The organism is Clostridium sp. AM34-9AC (assembly GCF_003480225.1).
In the GTDB taxonomy this organism is placed as follows: Bacteria; Bacillota; Clostridia; order Lachnospirales; family Lachnospiraceae; genus Acetatifactor; species Acetatifactor acetigignens.
This window is the reverse complement of record NZ_QUIU01000027.1, coordinates 26,715-51,440: the sequence shown is the minus strand read 5'-3', so window position 1 is coordinate 51,440 and position 24,726 is coordinate 26,715. Positions and strand designations below refer to the sequence as shown.

Sequence of the window (24,726 nt, the reverse complement as noted above, 5' to 3'; positions counted from 1 at the left end):
CACCCTCCTATCTTGAGATAGTAACTATTCAGCCCCATTCGCAAAATCGCCTCTTCGAGGCTTTCCTGAATAGTAACACTATAGCGTGTAAATATGTCAATTTTGTGAAACTTCGGTCTCTATATGTAATTCTCTTTCCTTTTCCCGTACCGTCTGCTCCCTCTGGGTCAGTTCCTGCTCCCAGGTGGCATATTTGTTCTGCAGATTTCTTTCATAATTCAGGACATTGGGCTGATCGGAATTCAGCGTGATGATAAACATTGCAATAATTGCAATGACCATCACAATATTCATAATAAGAGACAGCCGGAACGTCGTATTTTTATTCTCTTCCGGTGCCGGTTTGATTCTTCTTCTGGCAGGAGACGTTTTTTCCCTGGTGTCCGCAAAGTTCGTCCACAGAGGGATAGGCGGAATCTCTTCTCCCAACAGATCCTGCTCTGCTTTCAGTTCTCCCTGCAATTCCCTGAGGTATTCCAAACCTACCGGAGTGCGGAACACCCTGTCATCCAATGCTTTTTTATAAATAACCAGTACGGACTCCAGATTTGTCCGATCGATCCGCTTATCCAGATAAGCAATCTTCTGTCTCTCCTGCTCTGCCAGTCTGGCATCTTTCTCTGAATAGAATGCAAAACCGGACACTACATGATCCGTCCGGTTTTGCTGCTCCTGTTCTTTCTGTACATCCATTACTGATTTTCCTCCGCGCTTCCTGCTGCAGCATTCTGCAATAAAATATGTTCTCCCTGTACCAGCGGGTAATGGACAGGACGATCACTGTCCAGATTCTCCCGGTACATATCTACTGCAGTAATCTGATGATTTTCATAGGTCGTATAATAGTAAATTCCTCTGTCTGCATTGCAGCAGGAAGTGTAGATAGTGATCTCATACTCCCCTTTGTCCAGCTGACAGCATCCTCTGGTCTGATCCACGCTCCCCAGAATATGGAAAAACTGGCTGACGCTCTCCGACTCAGACAATCCGGACAGAGAATTCATCTTCGTGAATGCCACCCGTACAAAACGGGATGCAGAAGACAGATCCCCGGGCAGTCCCATGGCTCCCATGCCTCTGCTGTACGGCTTCAGCTTCAGATCTGCGGAAAAACGGTTTGTCGGTGATTCGGAAGACAGGGACATATAATCGTTCAAACGAAACATCTGGATTGGAAACGGGGGATTGTTCGTCAATACTCCCACCGGGTTGTCATAGATCTTCAGTCCCTCCTGCACAGACTCGATCGTAATGGCCTCTTCCTTGTCTGCCAGAATCCAGTGCAGTGGAGAAACCGGATATTTTTCATTAAAGGGCGTATCCACCAGATTGATATGGGATAACAATACTCTGGCTTCCTGCACATTGGCACACTGCCCCAGAATCCAGGGGATGAACTCAAACTGGGCGATGTTGTCCTTACCTGTCTGCACTTTGCTGTATACTGCATTTCCCGGGAAATTCAGTCCCGCCATGCCGAGTCCTTTCTCATTCACTGCATCATAGTACAAAGGATAATCCCCTGCCATATGAGCAATGCCGATCATGGCATAATGCTCCGTCAGGGCATTCTGATGCCGTAGCGGAAAAGGATAATTGCGTGGTGTTACCGTTACCTCTTCCCCATAGTTAAATTCATAATCAAAAGTTCTGCCGAAATAAAAATCCTGTGATTTATAAGTTGCCGCTGTACACATAACATATACTCCTTTGTTCTGATTCAAATAGATATAGAAACTAGTCTTAGTCTATAGCATTTGCAGAATGTTTGCAAGTATACGAAAACTGTTGACGCAAATCATATTCTTATCTTTACTAAGCAAATAATAAGGACCTTCGAGGCTGTTATCAGTATCTCGAAGGTTCCTTTTCTGCTATATCTAATTCACTTGCCGATTAAGGATTACACCGCTTACAGGGCATATATCCCATATTGATGATATCTTCTCTGTTGCCGGTATATATCTCTTTGTTTTTCTCCTTCATCTGATCCACGCTGGAGCAGGACGGATAGTGGAATTTCATGGTGTTGGTATTCAGCACATAGGTAGTTTCCTGTGATTCCTGTGGCACTGACGGTTCCGGTGTGATCTGCACCGTAGTTTCTGTCTGGGGTTGTTGTGTCGGTGTTTCTATCACAATGGGTGCTGCCGCTTCCTGGGATGCCGCGTTGCTCTCTGCCCAGTTATCCCCGGTAGCATAATCAATACCGATCCCCGGCTGCACATTGTAGGCAAATACACAGAATTCGATTCCCTCTCCGACATCTTCCACAGAATAGGCTTCCATGAGGACACCGTCTGCCAGCAGGTTATCCCCGTCAAATATGGGAGTGACACGGTACAGGACATGATTCCCTGTATTTTTGATATAATCGCAGACTTTCGTCTCAAAAGGAAGCATTCCCTGCACGTTGAGATATCTGGTTCCTGTGATCAGGTTCTGCGGATTGGCGTTTTCCGCCGCCAGCATGTAGGCGATCAGGTGGCAGCGATTGTATAGGTATTTTCCGTCCACGTTATCGTATTTCACCAGATGCCAGCCGGTAGGCTTCACGGCTCCGATCTCCCCTCTCGGTTCTGTCGGCATCAGGTTCTGTCCTACGTTGGCATATGCCACGCCACAGCGCCCCAGGCTGTCCAGCTCGCTGTATGTCTCGAAGGACTGTGTGGTCAGATCTGCCTCTGTGAAATAAGGTTTGTTGCCATTGACCTCTGTATAAGGTGTGCCGGAGTATGCCGGAATCTCCCGGAGGGAAAATGCTGACGTGCCCTCTCCTGTCGGAACATCTGTTGCAGATGTAACCTGCTGCGATTCTTGTGTATCCGAAGCGTTTTCCTGTGACTGTCCGGATTCGGGTTCCGATGCTGCAGTCTCCGATGCCTCCAGCAATTCGTAGGGGATCGTCGCCGGCTGCTCTATCGTATAGGTATTATCCTGCGGCGTGACGGTGCTTTCCGCACAGCCGGTAAATGTCAATAGCAGTACCAGCCATAGTGACAATTGTGTTATCAAACGTTTCTGAAATCTGTTATGTTTCATTTTCATAGCTTGTCAATTACTCCCTTGTAAAACTCTTTGGAAATTATACCACATTTTTCTTCATCCGACCCGTGAATTATACTGAGTTTTGTTGACTTTTTCAGCAGATTTGGGTATATTACAGTCAAAAGAGATAGCCTTCCCTGAAGATCGTTCCGGATATTTGGTTGAGGCAACATGAAATGCAATACGAAAAATAAAAAGTGCCGCAAAAACGGCATTTTTTCTATGGAGTAGACGGGAGTCGAACCCGTGTCCAAAAGCCTATTCCCTGTCCTTCTACGAGTGTAGTTTATTCTTTGACATTCCCTCCTCGCCCCGGGAATAAACACCCTGAGCATTTCAGTAGCTTCATGTTACGCCCATATGCGCAAAGCTTTGCATATGTCGTTTCTCACATGTTTGAAGCCGGGATCCTAAGGTGTGAGTGCCCTAGGGCCGACTGCTGCCATTAGGCAGCGTATGCTAAATTATCGTTAGCGTTTAATTTTAATTTGGCCATTTAACGCATTACCATGCGACTCGCTTCTCCAGCTGCAAAACCTCTGTCGAAACCTTTACTACCCCTTATTCAATTGTCAGACCAAGTATACTTGATGGCACACACACTGTCAAGCACTTGCAGTAAAGCATTGCAGGATCAGAGCCTGTGGATCACAGATTGCGGACCTTGAATTCCTTCTCTGCCTCTCTGCGCTGATCCTTTTTGGCAATGGCTTCTCTCTTGTCATAGAGCTTCTTACCACGTGCCAGCCCGATCTCTACCTTTACCTTACCGTCTTTAAAGTATACCTGCAAAGGGACTAATGTATACCCTTTTTCCTTGATCTTGCCCAGCAGTTTGTTGATCTCGTACTTATGCAGCAGCAGTTTTTTCACACGAAGAGGATCTTTGTTGAAAATATTCCCCTTCTCATAAGGACTTACATGCATTCCGTAGACGAATACTTCTCCGTCTTCAATGCGGACGAACGCCTCCTTGATACTGCACTTGCCCATACGCATGGACTTTACTTCCGTGCCGTGCAAGGCAATGCCGCACTCATAGGTCTCATCAATGAAAAAATCATGATATGCTTTTTTATTGTTTGCGATCAGCTTCTGGGACTCTTTTCCTTTTGCCATGGCTACCTCTTAAAACCTTGTAACTATTCAGAAACCCATTCACAAAGCGCACCTGCGGAGCTTCTTTTTAACGGCTCTGAATAGTTACAGTTTACTATATTTTCCGTATTTGTCAATGAACTAACAGTTCATTTGATTCATAGGTTTATTTATCCACCAGCCGGAAATTAATGGTCCGCATAAAACGGTCACAGTCTTCCACTTCGATCCTTACCGGCATTCCCAGTTTGAAGCAACGTCCGGTGGCTTCCCCAACCATCTCACAGGCTGCCTCATTGTAGTGATAATAGTCGCCCGGGATCGTGGAAATATGGATCAGACCCTCCACGGTATTGGGCAGTTCCACATACAGTCCCCAGCCGGTGACACCGGAGATCACACCCTCGTATTCCTCTCCGATGTGCTGTTCCATATATTCCACCTTCTTCAGCTTGTCCGTCTCTCGCTCTGCCTCATCGGCACGGCGCTCCATCTCGGAAGAATGTTTCGCCACCTCCGGCAGAATCTCACGATAATGCTCTATGCGCTCTTCCTTCAGACGTCCCCGCAGCTGTTCCTTGATAATACGATGGATCTGCAGATCCGGATAACGGCGGATCGGCGAAGTAAAATGACAGTAATACTGACATGCCAGTCCAAAATGTCCGGTACACTCCGTGCTGTATTTTGCCTGTTTCATGCTGCGCAGGGTCAGTCTGGCGATCATAGGCTCTTCGGGAGTTCCCTCAATCTTCTGTAACAGCTTCTGGATCTCCTTAGGATGGATCTCCTCCGTGGAGACCTTGCTGTTCCTGCGCCCCAGCGCCTTCATGTAATAGCCATAATTGCTGATGAACGTAGACAGCTTCTGGATCCGCTCCGGATCCGGTACATCATGGACGCGGTAGACGAAGGGCAGCTCCTGCCAGTAAAAATGCTGTGCCACTGTCTCATTCGCTGCGAGCATGAAATCCTCGATCAGCATAGTCGCTATATTCCGCTCGTAAGGCTTAATATCCAGTGGATGTCCTTCCTTATCTAACAGAATCTTGCACTCCGGAAAATCGAAATCAATGGATCCCCGCTTCTGTCTCTTCTTCCGCAATTTGTCCGCGAGCTCAGCCATTTGTTGGAACATAGGGAGCAGTTCCCTGTACTGTGAATAGTCTGTTGAGGTTTCTACGCCTTCCCCGGAGGTTCCGTCCGGCATACCGGCGTTATGCTCTACACACTCTGGCTCCTCCAACAGCTTTTTCACCACAGTATAAGACATCCGCTTATTGACCCGGATCACAGATTCGCAGATCTCATAGTCCACGATCTCGCCCTCTTCATCCACCTTCATCAGGCAGCTTAATGCCAGACGGTCCACGCCTTCGTTCAGGGAACAGATACCGTTGCTCAGTGCATGGGGCAGCATGGGGATCACACGGTCTACCAGATAGACGCTGGTGCCGCGCTTTAATGCTTCTCTGTCCAGCGCGGAATTCTCCTGCACGTAGTTCGTCACGTCTGCAATGTGTACTCCTAAGTGGTAATATGTCCCATCAAAGGATACACTGACAGCATCATCCAGATCCTTGGCATCCTCTCCGTCGATGGTCACCATGCTCACATCCCGCAGATCTCTGCGTCCGGCACAATCCGCCCCGGATACCTCCTGGGATACCCTCTCCACCTGGTTCATGATCTTCTCGCCGAATTCCACCGGCAGATCAAAGCCACGTACGATAGACATGATATCTACACCGGGATCGTTGATATGTCCCAGGATCTCCACCACTTTGCCCTCAGGACTCTTCGTATTCGTGCCGTATCCGGTGATCTCCACCACGACCTTATGTCCGGTCATGGCCCCCTTCGACCACTCCTTCGGCACGAAAATATCCTGTGCTATCTTCGTGTTATCCGGAATGACAAATCCGAAATTACTCTTAGACTGCTCATAGGTTCCCACCACCTGAGTCATTCCCCTGGCAATGATACGGATAACCTGCGCTTCCTGGCGTTTGCCGGTCTTCGCAGGCAGAAGTGCCACTTCCACGGTATCCTTATGGAATGCTCCACCTTGCTTGTCCTCCGGAATGAACAGATCCTCGTCCCTTCCTTCCACTTCCACAAATCCAAAGCCTTTGGCATTGCTGATAAAAGTTCCCGTCAGAACCTTACCGTTGGACTTCATATATTTACCCTTAACGGTCAGGGTAAGCTTTCCTTCCGCTAAAAGTTCCCGTAAAATCTCACGAAACTCTTCCCGGTCTTCTTTTGCGACCTGAAGAAACATTGCCAGTTCCTTTTCCTTCATCGGAACGTAAAAATCATCCTTCACCAGATCACAAATTACTTTTTTTCTCTTCTCTCTGATTTCGTTATTACTCATGTAACCTCTCTATAAAACAAAACACTCTTGTATGCCATGCACACAAGAGTGTCATCCTTCGTAATGATTAAAATACGTTCAGATTCAGTACGACTGCAAGTAACATGAAGAATACTGCAAGGATCTTCGTGATCTTCACCAGCATACCTTCCATGGAACGTCCTTTATTTCTGCCCCAGTAGGTCTCAGCAGCGCCGCTGATGGAACCCAGTCCTGCGGATTTACCTTCCTGCATCAATACTAACACTGTCAGTGCTACGCATACCAATATAAAAATTATGTTGATTACCACTCTTAATGCTTCCATTTCACACCTCCTAATGTCAAGCAGATTTTATATTACCATATATTGTACACAATTGCAACAACATTTTACAATACAGCACCGAAAAGGCGGCATAAAAAAGACCCCCGGAAATCTTTACGATCTCACAGGGGTTCTTTGTTTTTTATTCTGAATGATCAGATCCACAGATTACTCTGCGATGTCACCATACATGAAGTACCAGTAACCATAAGCAGAATGCCAGATACCGGTGATCTTCTCGCTCTGTAGCCAGAAGTCATTGTAGTAAGCAACAGGGATGCAGCCTACCTGCTCCATCAGAACATCCTCAGCCTCATGAAGAGCTGCGGAACGCTCAGCGGTATCCATAGTGGAAGCTGCCTTCTTCATAGCTGCATCGAAGTCAGCGTTGGAGAACTTACCATCATTATTACCATTACCGGTGCAGAACAGATCTAACATATTGGAAGGATCGCTATAGTCTCCTACCCATCCGTTACGTGCTACCATGTACTCACCGTTACGTCTCATCGGAGTGAAGCTGGACCACTCAACGATATTTACTTCTACATTAACACCCAGCTCGCCCCAAGCCTGCTGTAAGTACTCAGCAACAACTTTGTGGTAACCTGCATCGTTGGTAGTATAGGTAATGGTAGGAAGTCCTTCACCGTTAGGATAGCCTGCATCAGCTAAAAGCTTCTTAGCCTCCTCCAGGTTAGCATCGAAATCATCGGAGATGTAGCTCTGTCCGCCGTTAGCATTTGCATTGAAGGAGCTGCCGTCGGTATCTACCCATCCCTCACCTACGAGGTTGTATGCGGGAGAATAGGTTCCCTGCATCAGGGTATTTGCTACATAGTCACGATCAATTGCCAGGCTCAGAGCCTTACGAACGTTAACGTTCTCGAATGCAGGATCTTCCAGGTTCAGGGACAGATAGTAAGTTCCTAAGATAGGATCTACATGGAACTCAGGGTTACCCTGCAAGCTGGGGATCTCCTGGGTAGGTACACTCTTGATGAACAGAACATCTCCGGACTGGAATGCAGTATAAGCTGCGTTGGAATCCTCCATCAGTACGAACTTGATGCTGCCAAGCTTGATCGCATCAGCGTTCCAGTAGTACGGGTTCTTGGACATAATGATGTGAGAATCGGGTACCCACTCGGTAATGTTGAAAGGTCCGTTGGAGATATAGGTCTCAGCTGCGGTTGCCCATGCATCGCCGTTAGCCTCTACAGTTGCCTGCTGAACAGGGCTCAGGGTAGCGAATGCTGCCAGAGACTCGAAGTAAGGGCAGGGATTGGAAAGTTCTACAACGAAGGTCTTGGCATCGGGAGCAGATACTGCCAGAGCGTCTACATCGCCTGCCTGTGCCTCGGCAAAACCCTTAACCATACCCAGAACAGTCTCAGCATAAGGAGCTGCTACTACGGGATCGCATACACGCTTCCAGCTGTATACGAAATCGTCTGCGGTCAGATCACTGCCGTCAGACCACTTTAATCCATCACGAAGATGGAAGGTCCAGGTAAGACCATCTTCAGATACTTCCCAGGTCTCAGCCTGTCCGGGAGCGATCTTGCCATCCTGGTCTACGGTCAGAAGACACTCAAAAGAGTGAAGCAGCATATTACCGCCATCTACTGCACTGTTCAGTGCGGGATCGATGGTCTCGGGATCGGGACCGATCTGAACGGTAAGCTGTTTGCCTTCGGTACTAACTTCGGTTGCTGCTGCATCGGTCTTGGTGCTGTCAGTTGCACTGGCACTGCCGGTTGCAGAAGAACCATTGTCACTGCTGCCGCATGCTGCCAGAGAACCTACCAGCATTGCTGCGGTGAGCAGCATAGCTAACTTCTTTTTCATAAAGTTATCCTCCTCTTTCTTTTCATACAAAAGCACTATGCTTTGTATAACTTTATATTAAACAGCTAAATTGCTCAGCTGTCAATACCTAATTTCAGGCATTGATCTTCTCCACATGGTGGCAAGCCACGTAGTGACCCTTTTCCACTTCTCTCCACTCGGGCTCTTTCTGTGCGCAACACTCATCCGCATAAGGACATCTGGTGCGGAAACGGCATCCGGTAGGAGGATTTAAGGGGCTGGGTACATCTCCCTGCAGAACAATACGTTTACTTGCTCTTGCCTTGATGGGATCTGCAATGGGGATTGCAGAGATCAGGCTCTTGGTATAAGGATGCAGGCTTCGTGCTACCAGCTCGTAGCTGTCTGCCAGCTCTACCATCTTACCGAGGTACATAACGCCGATACGGTCGGAGATATGTTTTACGACGGAGAGGTCATGGGCGATGAACAGATAAGTCAGTCCCATCTGCTCCTGCAGCTCCTCGAACATATTCACCACCTGTGCCTGGATCGATACATCCAGTGCGGAGATCGGCTCATCGCAGACGATGAACTGCGGGTTCACTGCCAATGCTCTCGCAATGCCGACACGCTGACGCTGTCCACCGGAGAATTCATGAGGATATCTGTTCGCATGCTCGGAGTTCAATCCTACTCTCTCCAGCATGGAGATGATCCTGTCATGACGTTCCTTCTTATTGGCAGCCAGCTTATGGATGTCGATGGCTTCCCCTACGATATCTCCTACGGTCATTCTGGGATCCAGACTTGCATAAGGATCCTGGAATACCATCTGCATCTTCTGACGGTAAGGCAGCATATCCACCTTTACTTTATTTTCAACGTCCAGTATCACATTGCCGTCAAATGTGATCTTACCGCCGGTGGGCTCATACAGACGTAAGATGGAACGACCGGTGGTGGTCTTACCACAGCCGCTCTCTCCTACCAGTCCGAGGGTCTCACCTTTGTTTACAAAAAAGCTAACATCATCCACTGCCTTCACGAACTTACGGTTCTTGCCCATGCCGCCTGCGGGGAAGTATTGCTTCAAATGTTCAACCTGAAGTAACTTATCACTCATTGGTATTTCCTCCCTCCATCTCAGCTTTCTGGTTCATAAAACAGTGTGCATAATGCGTCTTACTGAAATCCGTCTTAGGAGGATTCTCTCTCAGGCAGATCTTCATGCAGTTCTTACAGCGGGGGGCGAATGCACATCCCTCAGGCGGATTCAGAAGATCCACCGGGTTACCCTCGATGGGGATCAGCTTCTCATGCTTGGTGCTGTCCAGACGGGGGATACTCTCCAGAAGACCCTTGGTATATTCATGCTTCGGATGGTAGAAGATCTCGTCACAGGTACCGGTCTCCACGATACGACCGGCATACATGACTGCAATACGGTCACACATGCTCGCCACGATACCCAGGTCATGGGTGATCATGATAATCGCCATGCCCAGCTTGTCCTTCAGCTCCATCATCAGCTCAAGGATCTGCGCCTGAATGGTAACGTCCAGTGCAGTAGTAGGCTCATCGGCGATCAGAAGCTTCGGTTCACATGCCAGCGCGATTGCGATCATGACACGCTGTCTCATACCACCGGACAGCTCGTGAGGATACTGCTTCATACGCTTCTCCGGTTCGTTGATACCTACCAGCGACAAAAGCTCCACTGCTCTTGCATATGCTTTTTTCTTGTCCGCATCGGTATGCAGACGGATCACTTCCATGATCTGATTGCCAATGGTATATACGGGATTTAAGCTGGTCAGAGGATCCTGGAAAATAATGGAAACCTCTTTACCACGCATTTTGGAAAAATCTTTTTCGGTCATTTTCTCCACTTCGTGTCCATTGAAGTGAAGTTCTCCGCCCATCAGCTTACCGGGATAAGCGGTCAGTCCCATCAGACTGTATGCGGTTACGGATTTACCGGAACCACTCTCTCCTACGATGCCCAGTACTTCCCCTTCCTTCAGGTGAATGGAGACATCGTTCAGTGCCTTTACTTCTCCGGCAGGAGTAAAGAAAGAGAGACGTTCATGCTGTATATCTACCAGATAATTGTTATCCATCTTCACTACTCCTTCCATTAATTCTTAAGCTTCGGGTCAAATGCGTCACGAAGTCCGTCACCAAACAGGTTAAAGCTTAAGATGATCAGACTGATCAGCAGACAGGGTGCAAACAGCAGGTACGGGAATGTGATCATTCCGTTAATGGCATCACTTGCAAGGCTTCCCAGGGAAGGCAGAGGAACTGCCACACCCATACCTAAGAAGCTCAAATAACTCTCGGTAAAAATTGAGGAAGGGATCTGCAGTGTGGTGGTAACGATCAGAGTACCGATACAGTTGGTCAGCAGATGCTTTTTAATGATACGGCCATCCTTGGCTCCCAGAGCCTTGGCTGCCATGACATAATCATTTTCCTTCAGGGTCAGGATCTGGCTTCGTACCATACGTGCCATTCCTACCCAGTACAGCAATGCGAATACGATGAAGATACTGATCAGGTTAGATCCTACGATCTGCATCCATCCGAATCCGGGAAGCTGTGCCAGATTCGCCAGAGGGTCCTTTAACGCAAAGGACAGTAGTACGATCAGCAGGAAATCCGGTATCGTATAGATAATATCCACAATACGCATGATGATCAGATCCACCCATCCACCGAAGAATGCAGAGATGGAACCGATCAGGGAACCGATCACGAAAATGATGGCAGTAGCGATCAGACCAACCAACAGGGAGATACGGCTTCCCATCATAACACGGATGGCATAATCACGGCCCATTTTATCGGTACCGAGCACATGGGGGAATACCTTCTCTCCCGCATCCATACGCTCTATCTCTTTCTCGGAATACTGCATGGGGTGCAGATTCTCGCTTCCTTTGATCTGTGTCTTGTAATCATAGGGATAAAATGCCGGCACGATAAAGGAAAAGATCATAACTACAATAATAACGAAGAGGCTGACCATGGCAACCTTATTCTTACGAAGTCTGCGGAAGCCATCCTGCCAGAAGCCCACGCTCTCACGCATGATGACCTGGCTCTGCTTCTCTTCTTCATTCGCCGGCATAAAATCTTCCGGTTTATATTTTACATGAAAGCTCATAGCATTCGGTTCTTTCATCGGTATCTTCCTTCCTGTTAATCTTACTTCAACTTGATCCTGGGGTCGACGAGCTTATATACGATATCCACCAGCACATTCATGACAACCATCAGTGTTGCGAGGAAAATGGTGGTACCCATGATCATGGTGTAGTCACGGTTAATGATCGAGCTGACAAATTCATTGCCCAGACCGGGGATCGTGAAAATCTTCTCTACTACGAAGCTTCCTGTCATAGTATAAGCCATCATAGGACCTACATAGGTGATAACGGGGAGCAGTGCATTTCTCAGTGCATGCTTGAACAGACGGAAGAAAGGTTTTACTCCCTTCGCCGTAGCGGTTCTCATATAATCCTGTCCCAGAACATCCAGCATGGAAGAACGCATCAGTCTCATAATATAAGCAGTGGGGTACAATGCCAGTGCGATCACGGGCATCACATAATGCTTCCAGGTGCCGATTCCGTAAGTGGGCAGTATCTTTACCTTACTTCCCAGGAAATACAGAAGCAGAGTACATATAACGAAGCTTGGTACCGCAATACCACAAGTGGAGATCACGGAGATCACGCTGTCCAGCGTCTTGCCACGATGGGTAGCTGCCAGACATCCCAGTGGGATACCTACCAACAGCGCTACGATAACGGAAAGTCCACCTACTCTTGCAGATACAGGGAACTTGGATACTATAATAGAAGTAACGGTTCTTCCTCTCTGCTTCAGACTCTCTCCGAAATCACCGTGCAAAGCATCTTTCATATACGTCAGATACTGCTGGGACAAAGGCTTGTCCAGTCCATATTTTGCCTCCAGGGCTGCCTGTGCAGCAGGGCTTACTGCTTTCTCCGAGAGGAACGGACCACCGGGGACCATGTTCATCAGGAAAAAGGTGAGTGTTGCTACTGTAAAAATCGTGATCAGCGCCAGACCGATACGTTTTGCAATATATTTAAGCATCTCTTCAACTCCTTGCTTTTCTTTTGCCTACGGACATTCATAAAATACACTTTTCGTATTTGTATGCAAGTATACACGTACGTAAAATGTACTTTACTTTTCCGACAACGACTTTTGTTATATTACAACACTTTTTCAAGGCTGTCAACTGAATTACATATGAAGCATCTGCCAGTTTCCGTGTTTTTCTTATTCCTGATTTATCTCCACCGTGTTCGTGTGCTACGCACATTTGTCTGTATATTTATGAAAAAGTTTTTCATTAAAAATAGTCTCTGTTTTTCAATTCCTGTATATAGTGTATATTTTCCAGTATATGATGTATATTTACACATTATATTTTTGTTCTTTTTTCTTTCTCCCATGTATGTCTCTATAGTTTTCCTCAAAAAAAAGAAGAATTTCCGGTGCAGAAAATTCTTCTTTTTTATACATTTTTTATTTTTTGTAGTTTTCATTTTGTTGCGCAGTCACTCAGATTTTGCGAAACGGTTCCATATATGCTGCCGCATCCTTCAACTCTTCTTCAATGGTCAGTAATCGATTGTACTTTGCCACGCGGTCACTACGGCAGGGAGCTCCTGTCTTAATCTGTCCGGCATTCAATGCCACTGCAATGTCTGCGATGGTGGTATCCTCCGTCTCCCCGGATCTATGTGAGATCACTGCCTTATATCCGTTCTTGTGAGCCATCTCCACTGCTTCGAAGGCTTCGGACAAGGTTCCGATCTGATTGACCTTCACTAAGATTGCATTGCCGCAGTGCAGTTTGATCCCGGCATCCAGCCGCTTTGTATTTGTGACAAACAGGTCATCTCCCACTAGCTGGATCTTCTCTCCCAGCCGTTTCGTCAGCTCCTGCCATCCGTCCCAGTCATTTTCATCCAGTCCGTCCTCAATAGAGATAATGGGATAGTTCTCCACAAGCCGTTCATAATACGAGATCATTTCTCCGGTATCCCGCAGGACTTCCTCTCCCTTCAGCTTACTCTCTCCGGGGAAATGGTACATTCCCGTTTTTTCATTATATAGTTCACTGCTAGCGGCATCCATGGCGATCTTGATATCCTGCCCCGGTACATATCCGGAAGCCTCGATCGCCTCCACGAGGAAATCCAGCACGCTCTCCGCATCCGGCAGATTGGGGGCAAAGCCGCCCTCATCCCCGACTCCGGTGGACAAGCCTTTCTCCTCCAGCAGTTTTTTCAGATTATGATAAATTTCCGCACAGATCCGTAACCCTTCCGCAAAGGTTTCTGCCTGTACGGGCATGATCATAAACTCCTGGAAATCCACGGTGTTCGCCGCATGCTTTCCGCCGTTTAAGATATTCATCATAGGTACCGGCAGAAGTCTCGGAGAGATTCCTCCGAAGTAACGATACAGGGGAAGGCCCAGTGCCTCCGCAGCTGCTCTTGCCACCGCCATGGACACTGCCAGCATGGCATTGGCACCTAAGCTGCTCTTGTTGTCCGTGCCGTCCGTCTCCCGTAGGATTCTATCGATACGGATCTGCTCCAGGGCATTTTCTCCCAGTAAAACACCGACAATTTTCTCGTCTATATTTTTCACGGCATGTTGCACGCCCAGACCGAAATATCTGGTCTCACCGTCCCTGAGTTCCACAGCCTCGAACTGTCCGGTACTGGCTCCGGAGGGCACCGCTGCCATCCCCTGAAAACATCTGCCGCTCTCTCTGTCCTTCACCGTGACAGTGGCAGACACCGTGGGATTTCCTCTGGAATCCAGAATCTCCCTTCCATGTACTTCGACGATCTCCAGATATTTTTCCATAAAAACCTCCTTACAGGCATATCTACTTTACTTTTTCTGATGTAAGTATGTCCCGTAAGGAGGTTTCTATTCAAATCTATCCGTAATTAATATGCTTTTCCGGCAAGGATCTCGCAGTAATCCTTATAATTTTTCTCAAGCAGTGCCGGAGTATCCAGTCCATAGGGACACTTGGATTTACATCTGCCACAATGCAGGCACTCTTCAATCTTACGCATTTTTGCCTGCATCTCGTCTGTCAGCTGTGCTGCGGAAGGTGCTCTGCGGATCATCAGGCTCATGCGGGCACAGTTGTTGATCTCGATCCCTGCCGGACAGGGCATGCAATAGCCGCAGCCTCTGCAGAACTCTCCCTGCAGTTCTTCTCTGTCACGATCGATCACCGCCTGCAATTCGGGTGTTAATGCAGGAGGATTATCTATATAGGACAGAAATTCATCCAGTTCGCTCTCCCGCTGCACTCCCCAGATCGGAAGTACATTATCAAACTGTGCCAGATATGCATATGCCGCTGCGGAATTATTGATCAGTCCGCCGGACAGTGCCTTCATGGCAATGAATCCCATGCCTGCCTTTTTGCAATCCTGTACCAGTTCCAGATCCTTGTCCGTCGCCAGATAACAGAAGGGAAACTGCAGAGTCTCATACAGTCCGCTTTCGATAGCTTCATGTGCCACGTTCAGACGATGGTTCGTGATGCCGATATGGCGGATCATGCCTTTGTCCTTTGCTTCCAGCATAGCCTCATACAAGCCTGTGCCGTCTCCCGGCTTCGGGCAGAATGCCGGGTTATGGAACTGATAAATGTCAATATAGTCTGTTTTTAATTTTTCCAGGGAAGTATGCAGTTCCTTCCAGAAGCCTTCTGCTGTGGCAGCACCGGTCTTGGTAGCGATATATATTTTATCCCGCATCCCTTCAAAAGCTGCGCCCACTTTCTCTTCACTGTCGGTATAGTATCTGGCAGTGTCATAAAAGGTCACGCCTGCGGCATAGGCTTTGCGAAGCAGTCCGATGGCTGCTTCTTTGGAGATCCGCTGGATGGGCAGCGCTCCGAAGGAGTTCTTCTCCACAGTAATTCCCGTACTTCCTAAAGTTACCAGATTTCTCTTCTGTTCCATATAATATAATTCTTCCTCCTGCTGATAAGAAGATATCATGTAAAAATCAGTTACAAAATCCTCAGGCACCGTGCAAAGTGCCTGAGGAATCTTCATCTGCTTTTATGGTTTCTGCGATCTTACCGAAAATATTCCGGTGATTACTTTTTAATTAACAGAGACTTTCCTGTCATTTCAGCGGGCTGCTCCATACCCATCACGTTGATCAGGGTAGGTACGATATCTGCCAGGCATCCGCCCTCTTTCAGAGTATAGGCAGGATCGTAGTTTACCAGGATGAAAGGAACCGGATTGGTAGTATGCGCGGTATGAGGCTGACCGGTGGTGTAATCGATCATCTGCTCTGCGTTACCGTGGTCTGCACAGATGAACAGAACGCCGTCTACATCCTTCACTGCCTGTACTGCCTTGCCTACGCACTCATCTACGGTCTCAATCGCCTTGATGGCTGCAGAGATCACACCGGTATGGCCTACCATATCGGGGTTTGCGAAGTTGATCACGATCACATCATATTTTTCAGAGCGGATCGCATCAAGCAGCTTCTCACATACTGCGGGAGCACTCATCTCGGGCTTCAGATCGTAGGTTGCCACATCCTTGGGAGAATTTACGAGAATACGATCCTCTCCCTCGTTGGGCTGCTCTACGCCGCCGTTGAAGAAGAAGGTTACATGTGCATACTTCTCAGTCTCGGCGATACGTGCCTGCTTCATGTCATGGGCTGCCAGCCACTCACCGAAGGTATTGGTAATGGCGATCTTGTGGAATGCCACTTCTTTATTAGGAATGGTAGGATCGTAATCGGAGAAGCATACAAAAGTAATATCCTTTCTCACACGGTCAAATCCCTTGAAGTCATCATCACAGAAGGCTCTTGTGATCTCTCTTGCACGGTCGGGACGGAAGTTGAAGAAAATTACGGAATCCTTGTCCTGCACCAGTCCGACTGCCTTGCCGTCTTCTACAACAACAGTAGGTTTTACAAACTCATCGGTCTCTTCTCTGTCGTAAGACTCCTGGATACCGCAGATACCGCAGGCAGCGGTCAGACCTTTGCCTTCGGTCATGGCATCGTAAGCCAGCTGTACACGGTCATAGTTGTTATCACGATCCATAGCATAGTATCGTCCCATTACGGAAGCGATCTTACCTACACCGATTTTCTTCATTTCTTCATTTAACTGCTCTGCATAGCTCTTACCGCTGGCGGGAGGGGTATCACGTCCATCTAAGAAGCAGTGAACATATACCTTCTCCAGGCCCTGCTGCTTCGCCAGCTCCAGCAGGCCGTACAGATGGGTAATGTGGCTGTGTACGCCACCGTCGGATAACAGACCCATCAGATGCAGGGCGCTGTTGTTCTTCTTACAATTATCAATGGCTTTTAACAGAGCTTCATTCTTAAAAAAGTCGCCGTCCTGGATCTCCTTGGTGATACGGGTCAGCTCCTGATATACGATACGGCCGGCACCCATATTCATATGACCTACTTCAGAGTTACCCATCTGGCCTTCGGGAAGACCTACTGCCATACCGCTGGCATTACCATGTACAAAAGGATACTCCTTCATCAGGGAGTCCATTACAGGGGTACTGGCCTGTGCTACGGCGTTGCCCTCTACCTTATCATTCAATCCATAACCATCCAGGATCATTAATACAACCGGTTTCTTTCTCATCGATCGTTCCTCCATTTTTACTTTTGATTATTATAAATTACCAGTACGGCTCCGGAAAATGGTCTGCGTCCCGGATCCGTTCTGAAAGCTTACATTACGTCCACCGAGATTATACACTGAAAACGACGGATGCGCAATAGTAACCGCAGATTTCTTGATCTGCATCTTTGGGCGTTTTTTCTGCAAATCATTTTTCTGCAAATCATCCGGATTTACTTGTATTTTTCCTGCATATGCGCTAAAATATCCCTTAAACTCTCATTTGGGAAAAGGGGTTATCTTATGGTTACATTATTGGCAAAATTATTTATCAGGGATCATGAAAACGTTACGGATTCCGGCGTTCGCCAGGCATATGGAATGCTCTGCGGTATCGTCGGGATTTTTTTCAACCTGATCCTGTTCACTACCAAGGCTCTGGCAGGCTTTTTCAGTCATTCCATCGCCATCACGGCGGATGCATTCAACAACCTGTCGGATGCAGCATCCTCCATCATTACGCTGGCAGGCTTCAAAATGGCGGGACAGAAGCCGGACTCTGACCATCCCTTCGGACACGGACGGATCGAATATATCTCCGGGCTGTTAGTCTCTATTTTAATCGTGCTCATGGGCTTCGAGCTGGTAAAAAGCTCTGTAAGTAAGATTTTCCATCCGGAAGTTCCTGACTACTCCCCTGTCATTATTGGCATCCTGGTATTTTCGATCCTGGTAAAGTGCTATATGGCTCTGTATAACCGCAGCATCGGTTCCCGGATCGGTTCTGTGGCAATGAAGGCTACCGCCATTGACAGTTTGAGCGATATGATAGCAACCACCGTGGTTCTCATCGGCACTATCGTCTCCGCCGCCTCGGGCATCATTATCGACGGTTACTGTGGTGTGCTGGTGGGTATGTTCATCCTGTACTCCGGATTTGTCGCAGCCAAAGACACGATCAGTCCCCTGCTTGGGCAGCCCCCCGAGCCTGAACTGGTACAGCAGATTAACGACATCGTTCTCTCTTATGATGATGTCACCGGGATTCACGATCTGATCGTGCATAATTACGGCCCCGGAAGGACTCTGATCTCTCTGCATGCGGAGGTTCCTGCCGACGGTAATATTCTGACCCTGCACGATACGATCGATACCATAGAGCATGAACTGCGCAGCAAATTAAACTGTAACGCTGTGATCCACATGGATCCCGTCAGCACCAATGACCCCGAGACACTGTCCCTGAAAGCAGAGGTAAAAGCTTATCTGGATCAGATCGATCCAAAACTCAGCATGCATGATTTCCGCATCGTCAAGGGACTGACCCACACGAACCTCATTTTTGACATCGTAGTCCCCTATGATTATCCCGTTTCCGATCAGGATGTGGTTGACTCCGTCACGAAACGGATCCAGATGAACCACCCGGATTTCTACGCAGTGATTGATGTGGATAAGGCAGTGGTACAATAAAGTTTGTATTAAAAACGCCATTTTTTGCATAAAAAATACAAAAACAGGAGATTTTGGCCTTTTATAAGAGCTTATTTTCGCTAAAATGGGAAAAATAATAAAATCAGTACAAAAAATGTTTGATTTAGAAGATTTTTTGTACTGATTTTGCTATTTTGATGCGATTTGCACCAAAACAATAGAAATGGCTGTAGGCAGAAATGCCTATGACGTACAGATATTATGAGAAAATGTAGAACCCCTGCAGCGGATGGAATGTCCTTCCGGGAATGTTTGTCGGACGATGGTGATATTTTCTCGACCGCTATGTCACTTTTCGTCAGGAAATTCCATCCGGGAGACCTGACACCCCGGAAGGATGTTCCATCCGATGCGGGCGTTCGTGGGGGTTATGTCAACCCTACGTTACGAGCCATGCACTCAATTTATTCCTGACTGTTGATGTAGTTGATCAGTCCCTCTGCGGCGATAATCTTCTGCATGAACTCGGGGAACGCCTGTCCCTGGAAGCTTTCGCCTGTGGTAAGATCTTGGATCACTCCGGTATTGAAATCTATCTCGACTTCATCGCCGTTTTGAATCTTCCGGGATGCCTCGGGACACTCAATGATGGGCAGTCCGATGTTAATGGCATTGCGGTAGAAGATTCTGGCGAAGGTCTCTGCGATGACACAGCTGACACCTGCAACCTTGATGGCGATGGGGGCATGCTCTCTGGAGGAGCCGCAGCCGAAGTTTTTCTCCGCTACGATGATGTCACCCTTTTTTACATTTTTAATAAAGTCCTTGTCAATATCCTCCATGCAGTGAGTGGCCAGTTCTGCAGGATCGGAGGAATTCAGATATCTTGCGGGAATGATAACGTCAGTATCCACGTTATCTCCGAATTTGAAAACTATTCCTTTTGCGTTGTTCATTTTCCGTTACCTTTCTATTACAAATGTTTCAAATATTTTTCCTGTTCCAATATATCTCTTACTTTTCCATGCAGGCAGCCACAGGATTCCACAATCCCTTACTTGCCTGCCCGCATCTTGCTTTTTCCTGCAGCTTACTCCAGTTCGCAGGGACAGGATATCTTGCCGGTGATGGCGCTGGCTGCCGCTACTGCGGGACTTGCCAGATAGATCTCGGATTTTACATGTCCCATACGTCCGACAAAGTTACGATTGGTCGTGGAGACACATCTCTCGCCTTCTGCCAGGATACCCATGTATCCACCAAGGCAGGGTCCACAGGTAGGAGTGCTTACGACTGCTCCCGCTTCAATAAAGGTCTTCAGAAGTCCCTCTTCCATGGCCTGCATATAGATGGACTGGGTGGCAGGAATTACGATGCAGCGCATGCCTTTCGCCACATGTCTGCCTGCAAGCACCTTCGCTGCGGTGCGCAGATCGTCAATACGTCCGTTGGTACAGGATCCGATCACTACCTGATCAATGGCAATAGGATCCATCTCGTGGATCTCATCGATGGTATGTGTATTCTCCGGCAGATGAGGGAAGGCCACGGTAGGCCGTAAAGTGCTTAAGTCAATGGTATACTCCGCATCATACTGTGCATCCGGGTCTGCTTCGAATACTTTACAGGGACGCTTGGAGTGTTCTTCCATATAAGCAATAGCTTTCTCATCCACAGGGAAAATACCATTCTTGCCACCGGCCTCAATGGCCATATTGGCAATGGTGAAACGGTCATCCATGGACAGATTGGCGATACCGTCCCCTACAAATTCCATAGACTTGTACAGTGCACCGTCCACACCGATCATGCCGATGATATGTAAGATCACATCCTTACCACTGACCCATTCTGCGGGTTTGCCGGTCAGATTGAATTTGATTGCCGCAGGTACTTTGAACCATGCCTTACCGGTAGCCATACCGGCTGCCATATCCGTGCTTCCCACACCGGTGGAAAATGCTCCCAAAGCACCGTAAGTACAGGTATGGGAATCTGCACCGATGATCACATCTCCGGCTACAGTAAGTCCTTTCTCCGGAAGCAGGGCATGTTCGATCCCCATCTCTCCTACTTCGAAATAATTCGTGATCTCATTGCGTCTTGCGAATTCACGGACACATTTGCAGTGCTCCGCAGATTTAATATCCTTATTGGGAACAAAATGATCCGGTACCAGTGCGATCTTATCCTTATCGAACACTCCCTGTACCTTCATTTTATCCATTTCCTTGATTGCCACCGGACTGGTAATATCGTTGCCCAGCACCAGATCCAGCTGTGCCTCGATCAGCTGGCCTGCCTGTACCTGCGCAAGGCCCGCTGCCTGTGCAAGTATCTTCTGTGTCATTGTCATTCCCATTGTCTACTGCTCCTTTTTCTCTTCATACAGCTTTTCTATTTCAGAACCCGGGAACAAAATCTGCCTCTTTCAGGCTTTTCTCCGGGGTTTGGAATAGATACATTGTAGCACACTCATTTGTAATTGAAAACATCCACAGTTAACGTATTTCTACGGAAATGTAGATGTTTCGGCTTCAATTTATTGATTTATTTTAATATTGCAATGTAATACTTTTTATGATTACAGTGGTTGTTTTTCTCCGGCCGTCACTGTGTCCCCGGAATTGTCGTAGTTCCCACTCTCCTGCTTTACTTTCCAGATCAGCACCACCTTAAACAGATCTCCGTCCAACTCGATCCGGAACTTTCCGCCCTGTAATTCTGTGAAGCTTTTGGCAATCGCCAGTCCCAATCCGCTGCCCTCAGTATTGCGTGAGACATCTCCCCTGACAAATCGTTCCGTCAGCTCCTCTCCGGATACGGATAGCTCCTGTGCTGTGATGTTTTTTAAGATAATGGTCACATCATCCTTTGCCGTAAAACCGTTAACATAGACTCTGGTTCCCGGCAGAGCATATTTTGCAATATTGCCAAACAGATTTTCAAAAATCCGGAAGGTCTTCTGACTATCTAACGGCACGATGACCTTCTCCTCCGGCATGCTCATCCGCACATCCAGTCCGGCATCCGCCAGCTTATCTTCCATCTCGAATTCGACCTGTTTCACCATGCTTACGATATCCACATCACGGATGTCGAGCGTGATATTCTGGGAATTTGCCTTGCTGACTTCGAACAGATCCTCGATCAGTGCCTTCAGGCGCAGCGATTTACGATCCAGCGTCTCTAAGTACTCCTTCCGCTGTTCCTCCGTTACTCCCGGCTCCTGCAATAATTTTACATAAGTAATGATGGCCGTCAGTGGTGTCTTCAGATCATGGGATACATTCGTGATCAGTTCCGACTTCATCCGCTGGCTCTTCACTTCCTCCGCCACCGCATTGCGGAAGCCCTCTTCGATCCGGTAGATCTGCGGTTTGAAGGGTTCAAATACTCCCAGATCCTCCTCAATGGTCACATTCAGATTGCCCTGGGCGATCTCATTGGTAGCCTTTAACAGCAATCCGTACTTTTTCTGCAATTTGCTGACATAACGCCGTAGTACAAAATACAGTACCACAGAATAAATGACTGCAATCGTCACTCCTCCCAGCGGAAGGCTGCATACGATCACCAGAATCAGGGCATTCCACAATACGATCCGCAGGATCAGCTTCTTGGCATCCTTTGTCACATCAAAATGCTCTGCATCATGATAGACATCCACCACCTTATCCCTGCCAATGGAGAATCCCCTCTTCATTCCTCTCCACAGTTTTTTCCAGAGAGGCACTAACAGATAGCACAAGCTGTGCTGTCTCAAATATGTTCCGGCTCCCTGGACCCGAATTGCCCGCAGGGACACACCGCAGCACCAGGTAATGAAAAACAAGGCTGCCACTGCCAGAACATTTAATGCATAGGTCAGTATTATGGTCAATAACAGTATCTGCGCACTGTTTCCCCGTAAAACCGTGCTCAGCGCATGACCGCTTCTTACCCAGGATACCAGTCCTACCACCTGTTCACTTCCGATACCGGCTATGATAGTCAGGATCACAACGATCGCCTCGACAGGCAGCTTCAGCAGCATCACCTTCTCCCAGGCTCTCTCTTCTCCAAGTCCCGGAAATGCAAGCGCCAGCAGGAAGATCAACAGTGCCAGGATCAGAAATACCTGCTGACATCCTGACAGATAATAGGATTCATACTCTCCCATGGAAAAGTAAACACTGACATTGTTCATATCCTGATCATAATAAATAAATTGTCCGTTCTGTCCCAGACTTTGTGCTGCCTGTCTGGAGATGCAGAAGGTGATCTCACAATTTTTCGGCATTTCCAACCGGAACATGGTATTATGACCGGCATCGATCGTTGTGCCCATATTGGCATCCACCATTCGCGTAAGACCGCAATTACGGATCACTTCCGCCGCTGTCTTACGAAGGGTTGTCGTATCCGATCCGATCACCGTATTTCCTAAGGTTGCATCATTGCCATAGGCATCAAATACAAAAGTCAGATAAAAGCACTGTTCCTCCGCCACGATATCTGTATCCGCCAGATTACTTAGGATCTCTCCGGTCTGAGTATCCCGGATCCTATAATCATACAAATTATTCAACTGACCAAAGGAGTTTTCCAGGGTATTGAAATGTTCTTCCAGGTATTCCCCGGTCTGCGCCGCCAAGATTCCCTGGGCCGCATAGTTTTCGGGATCTGCTCCTTCCGGTATCGTGAGCTCCTCCGTATCTCCATATGCCACTTCTGCCCGTTTCCGGTCATCATTGAGCCATTCGTTTCCCTCCGTGGGCTGCATATATAATTCCACATAGCTTAAGGAAGTCTGGTGTTCTTTGTTGTACAGATCTCGGTAGAGCAGATAGCAGTTCTGATACAAATACGTAATCGTATTCGACGTCTCCAGCGGATCCGCAATGTATTGTTCATTTCTCCTGCTCTCCGCCCTGCGCTCGAAGATTCCGTAGCAGGCAGTAAAAATGCCGGAAGCTGCCAGACTGACAATCAGTCCGATGATCAGCCATTTGACTGCAGGCTTTCTGTATTCTCGGTTTTCCCTGTTTTCTGTTGTCTCCGCTTTCACAGCCTCTGTTACCTGTTCCATTCTTACACCTCTCCGGCCATTTCCCTCTGCCTGCCGAAACGCTTTGTTTTCCACAGCCGTATTTATTGTTTGTCGATCTTATATCCTACGCCCCATACCACTTTCAGATACTTGGGATTCCGCGGATCGATCTCGATTTTTTCACGGATGTTCCGCACATGTACCATAATAGTATCGGTGTTGACCGCTTTCTCGTTCCAGATACGCTCATAGATCTCATCTGCGGAAAATACTCTGCCCGGATTCTTGATCAAAAGCTGTACGATCTTGAATTCCATAGGAGTCAGCTTCACTGCTTCTCCGTCCACCGTCACTTCCACGGTTTCTTCGTTAAGTTCCAGTCCACCGATGGTATACACATGGGATTTTTCCTGTTCTTCCCCACTGACCGCCGTCAGATATTTGGAATATCTGCGCAGATGGGAATTCACCCTCGCCAACAGTTCCAACGGTGTAAAGGGTTTGGTCACATAGTCATCCGCTCCCATATTTAATCCCATGATCTTGTCCACTTCCTCGGACTTGGCGGACAGCATGATCACCGGGAACTCGTGATTCTGCTCCCGCAGCTTCATTAACATTGTCACACCGTCCATCACCGGCATCATAATATCCAGAATAGCCAGATGGATCTCTTCCTGTGCTACGATCTCCAGTCCTTCCTTACCGTTGGCAGCTTTCCATACCTGATACCCCTGATTTTTCAGGTAAATCTCCACACCATCCCGGATCTCCTTATCATCCTCCACGATGAGAATATGATATTTATTGTTCTCCATGACTCCCTCTCATTCTGCCGCATGCGGCAAGGGGATCCTCTCCCCTGTCTGTTTCTGATTCTAAGTTATAATTTCTAATTTCACCTACAG

At 47.8% G+C, this 24,726-nt stretch carries 20 protein-coding genes and 1 other RNA gene; 2 read left to right on the top strand and 19 right to left on the bottom strand.

Features of this window, described 5'->3' with window-relative positions:
- Positions 1 to 96: 96 nt before the first annotated feature.
- The 15 genes from DW835_RS14680 to gpmI all read right to left on the bottom strand — a co-directional run bounded on the left by DW835_RS14680 (position 97) and on the right by gpmI (position 17,373).
- Positions 97 to 693: a hypothetical protein gene (locus DW835_RS14680; RefSeq protein ID WP_022312780.1), complete on the bottom strand. Its 597-nt coding sequence runs from the start codon at positions 691 to 693 to the stop codon at positions 97 to 99.
- Positions 693 to 1,697, bottom strand: a complete 1,005-nt coding sequence (gene bsh / locus DW835_RS14675) for a choloylglycine hydrolase (protein WP_118731349.1) — start codon at positions 1,695 to 1,697, stop codon at positions 693 to 695. The genes DW835_RS14680 and bsh overlap by 1 nt, the downstream gene beginning before the upstream one ends.
- Before the next feature lie 199 nt (positions 1,698 to 1,896).
- A complete protein-coding gene (locus DW835_RS14670) occupies positions 1,897 to 3,048 on the bottom strand; it encodes a DNA/RNA non-specific endonuclease (RefSeq protein WP_347559390.1) in 1,152 nt (383 codons plus the stop codon).
- 220 nt (positions 3,049 to 3,268) lie between these two features.
- Positions 3,269 to 3,609: a transfer-messenger RNA gene (gene ssrA / locus DW835_RS14660) on the bottom strand.
- Positions 3,610 to 3,696: 87 nt separating this feature from the next.
- Positions 3,697 to 4,167 (bottom strand): SsrA-binding protein SmpB, encoded by a 471-nt coding sequence (gene smpB, locus DW835_RS14655; RefSeq protein ID WP_022152980.1) that lies wholly within the window; start codon positions 4,165 to 4,167, stop codon positions 3,697 to 3,699.
- A 145-nt stretch (positions 4,168 to 4,312) separates the two neighbouring features.
- Positions 4,313 to 6,526: a ribonuclease R gene (gene rnr, locus DW835_RS14650; RefSeq protein ID WP_118731348.1), complete on the bottom strand. Its 2,214-nt coding sequence runs from the start codon at positions 6,524 to 6,526 to the stop codon at positions 4,313 to 4,315.
- 67 nt (positions 6,527 to 6,593) lie between these two features.
- Positions 6,594 to 6,833 carry a preprotein translocase subunit SecG gene (gene secG, locus DW835_RS14645; RefSeq protein ID WP_118537268.1) on the bottom strand — a complete coding sequence of 80 codons (240 nt, stop codon included), beginning with the start codon at positions 6,831 to 6,833 and terminating at the stop codon, positions 6,594 to 6,596.
- Positions 6,834 to 7,001: 168 nt separating this feature from the next.
- Positions 7,002 to 8,684, bottom strand: coding sequence for a peptide ABC transporter substrate-binding protein (locus DW835_RS14640; protein WP_118731347.1), 1,683 nt, complete (start codon positions 8,682 to 8,684; stop codon positions 7,002 to 7,004).
- A gap of 94 nt (positions 8,685 to 8,778) precedes the next feature.
- Positions 8,779 to 9,771 carry an ABC transporter ATP-binding protein gene (locus tag DW835_RS14635; protein WP_118669457.1) on the bottom strand — a complete coding sequence of 331 codons (993 nt, stop codon included), beginning with the start codon at positions 9,769 to 9,771 and terminating at the stop codon, positions 8,779 to 8,781.
- A complete protein-coding gene (locus DW835_RS14630) occupies positions 9,764 to 10,786 on the bottom strand; it encodes an ABC transporter ATP-binding protein (protein ID WP_243037200.1) in 1,023 nt (340 codons plus the stop codon). Before DW835_RS14630 ends, DW835_RS14635 begins: the two co-directional genes overlap by 8 nt.
- Complete coding sequence (locus DW835_RS14625) at positions 10,786 to 11,835, bottom strand: ABC transporter permease (protein WP_117466945.1); 1,050 nt, start codon at positions 11,833 to 11,835, stop codon at positions 10,786 to 10,788. The genes DW835_RS14630 and DW835_RS14625 overlap by 1 nt, the downstream gene beginning before the upstream one ends.
- 23 nt (positions 11,836 to 11,858) lie before the next feature.
- On the bottom strand, positions 11,859 to 12,776 hold the full coding sequence (locus DW835_RS14620) for an ABC transporter permease (protein WP_117466943.1): 918 nt from the start codon (positions 12,774 to 12,776) through the stop codon (positions 11,859 to 11,861).
- 474 nt (positions 12,777 to 13,250) lie between these two features.
- Positions 13,251 to 14,570, bottom strand: a complete 1,320-nt coding sequence (gene eno, locus DW835_RS14615; RefSeq protein WP_118731346.1) for a phosphopyruvate hydratase — start codon at positions 14,568 to 14,570, stop codon at positions 13,251 to 13,253.
- A gap of 86 nt (positions 14,571 to 14,656) precedes the next feature.
- Positions 14,657 to 15,730 carry an aldo/keto reductase gene (locus DW835_RS14610; protein ID WP_347559391.1) on the bottom strand — a complete coding sequence of 358 codons (1,074 nt, stop codon included), beginning with the start codon at positions 15,728 to 15,730 and terminating at the stop codon, positions 14,657 to 14,659.
- 101 nt (positions 15,731 to 15,831) lie between these two features.
- Positions 15,832 to 17,373, bottom strand: a complete 1,542-nt coding sequence (gene gpmI, locus DW835_RS14605; RefSeq protein ID WP_118731345.1) for a 2,3-bisphosphoglycerate-independent phosphoglycerate mutase — start codon at positions 17,371 to 17,373, stop codon at positions 15,832 to 15,834.
- Between the two features lie 282 nt (positions 17,374 to 17,655).
- Between gpmI and DW835_RS14600 the strand changes: the two genes are divergently transcribed.
- Positions 17,656 to 18,825: a cation diffusion facilitator family transporter gene (locus DW835_RS14600; RefSeq protein ID WP_118505064.1), complete on the top strand. Its 1,170-nt coding sequence runs from the start codon at positions 17,656 to 17,658 to the stop codon at positions 18,823 to 18,825.
- Positions 18,826 to 19,047: 222 nt separating this feature from the next.
- Positions 19,048 to 19,260, top strand: coding sequence for a hypothetical protein (locus tag DW835_RS18085; RefSeq protein ID WP_148708623.1), 213 nt, complete (start codon positions 19,048 to 19,050; stop codon positions 19,258 to 19,260).
- Here DW835_RS18085 and leuD read toward each other — a convergent pair.
- The 4 genes from leuD to DW835_RS14580 all read right to left on the bottom strand — a co-directional run bounded on the left by leuD (position 19,251) and on the right by DW835_RS14580 (position 24,636).
- The gene (leuD, locus tag DW835_RS14595) at positions 19,251 to 19,742 is read right to left on the bottom strand and encodes a 3-isopropylmalate dehydratase small subunit (RefSeq protein WP_118731344.1); all 492 of its coding nucleotides are present in this window, start codon (positions 19,740 to 19,742) and stop codon (positions 19,251 to 19,253) included. The genes DW835_RS18085 and leuD overlap by 10 nt on opposite strands.
- A gap of 134 nt (positions 19,743 to 19,876) precedes the next feature.
- A complete protein-coding gene (gene leuC / locus DW835_RS14590; protein ID WP_118731343.1) occupies positions 19,877 to 21,148 on the bottom strand; it encodes a 3-isopropylmalate dehydratase large subunit in 1,272 nt (423 codons plus the stop codon).
- A 222-nt stretch (positions 21,149 to 21,370) separates the two neighbouring features.
- Positions 21,371 to 23,857, bottom strand: coding sequence for a sensor histidine kinase (locus DW835_RS14585; protein ID WP_118731342.1), 2,487 nt, complete (start codon positions 23,855 to 23,857; stop codon positions 21,371 to 21,373).
- A gap of 62 nt (positions 23,858 to 23,919) precedes the next feature.
- A complete protein-coding gene (locus tag DW835_RS14580; RefSeq protein WP_022153851.1) occupies positions 23,920 to 24,636 on the bottom strand; it encodes a response regulator transcription factor in 717 nt (238 codons plus the stop codon).
- Positions 24,637 to 24,726: the final 90 nt, after the last annotated feature.

Excerpts from the sequence above, each read along its gene's own strand:
- DW835_RS14680 (WP_022312780.1), bottom strand. The coding sequence starts at position 693 with ATGGATGTACAGAAAGAACAGGAGCAGCAAAACCGGACGGATCATGTA.
- bsh (WP_118731349.1), bottom strand. The coding sequence starts at position 1,697 with ATGTGTACAGCGGCAACTTATAAATCACAGGATTTTTATTTCGGCAGA.
- DW835_RS14670 (WP_347559390.1), bottom strand. The coding sequence starts at position 3,048 with ATGAAAATGAAACATAACAGATTTCAGAAACGTTTGATAACACAATTG.
- smpB (WP_022152980.1), bottom strand. The coding sequence starts at position 4,167 with ATGGCAAAAGGAAAAGAGTCCCAGAAGCTGATCGCAAACAATAAAAAA.
- rnr (WP_118731348.1), bottom strand. The coding sequence starts at position 6,526 with ATGAGTAATAACGAAATCAGAGAGAAGAGAAAAAAAGTAATTTGTGAT.
- secG (WP_118537268.1), bottom strand. The coding sequence starts at position 6,833 with ATGGAAGCATTAAGAGTGGTAATCAACATAATTTTTATATTGGTATGC.
- DW835_RS14640 (WP_118731347.1), bottom strand. The coding sequence starts at position 8,684 with ATGAAAAAGAAGTTAGCTATGCTGCTCACCGCAGCAATGCTGGTAGGT.
- DW835_RS14635 (WP_118669457.1), bottom strand. The coding sequence starts at position 9,771 with ATGAGTGATAAGTTACTTCAGGTTGAACATTTGAAGCAATACTTCCCC.
- DW835_RS14630 (WP_243037200.1), bottom strand. The coding sequence starts at position 10,786 with ATGGAAGGAGTAGTGAAGATGGATAACAATTATCTGGTAGATATACAG.
- DW835_RS14625 (WP_117466945.1), bottom strand. The coding sequence starts at position 11,835 with ATGAAAGAACCGAATGCTATGAGCTTTCATGTAAAATATAAACCGGAA.
- DW835_RS14620 (WP_117466943.1), bottom strand. The coding sequence starts at position 12,776 with ATGCTTAAATATATTGCAAAACGTATCGGTCTGGCGCTGATCACGATT.
- eno (WP_118731346.1), bottom strand. The coding sequence starts at position 14,570 with ATGGAAAAATATCTGGAGATCGTCGAAGTACATGGAAGGGAGATTCTG.
- DW835_RS14610 (WP_347559391.1), bottom strand. The coding sequence starts at position 15,730 with ATGATATCTTCTTATCAGCAGGAGGAAGAATTATATTATATGGAACAG.
- gpmI (WP_118731345.1), bottom strand. The coding sequence starts at position 17,373 with ATGAGAAAGAAACCGGTTGTATTAATGATCCTGGATGGTTATGGATTG.
- DW835_RS14600 (WP_118505064.1), top strand. The coding sequence starts at position 17,656 with ATGGTTACATTATTGGCAAAATTATTTATCAGGGATCATGAAAACGTT.
- DW835_RS18085 (WP_148708623.1), top strand. The coding sequence starts at position 19,048 with ATGAGAAAATGTAGAACCCCTGCAGCGGATGGAATGTCCTTCCGGGAA.
- leuD (WP_118731344.1), bottom strand. The coding sequence starts at position 19,742 with ATGAACAACGCAAAAGGAATAGTTTTCAAATTCGGAGATAACGTGGAT.
- leuC (WP_118731343.1), bottom strand. The coding sequence starts at position 21,148 with ATGGGAATGACAATGACACAGAAGATACTTGCACAGGCAGCGGGCCTT.
- DW835_RS14585 (WP_118731342.1), bottom strand. The coding sequence starts at position 23,857 with ATGGAACAGGTAACAGAGGCTGTGAAAGCGGAGACAACAGAAAACAGG.
- DW835_RS14580 (WP_022153851.1), bottom strand. The coding sequence starts at position 24,636 with ATGGAGAACAATAAATATCATATTCTCATCGTGGAGGATGATAAGGAG.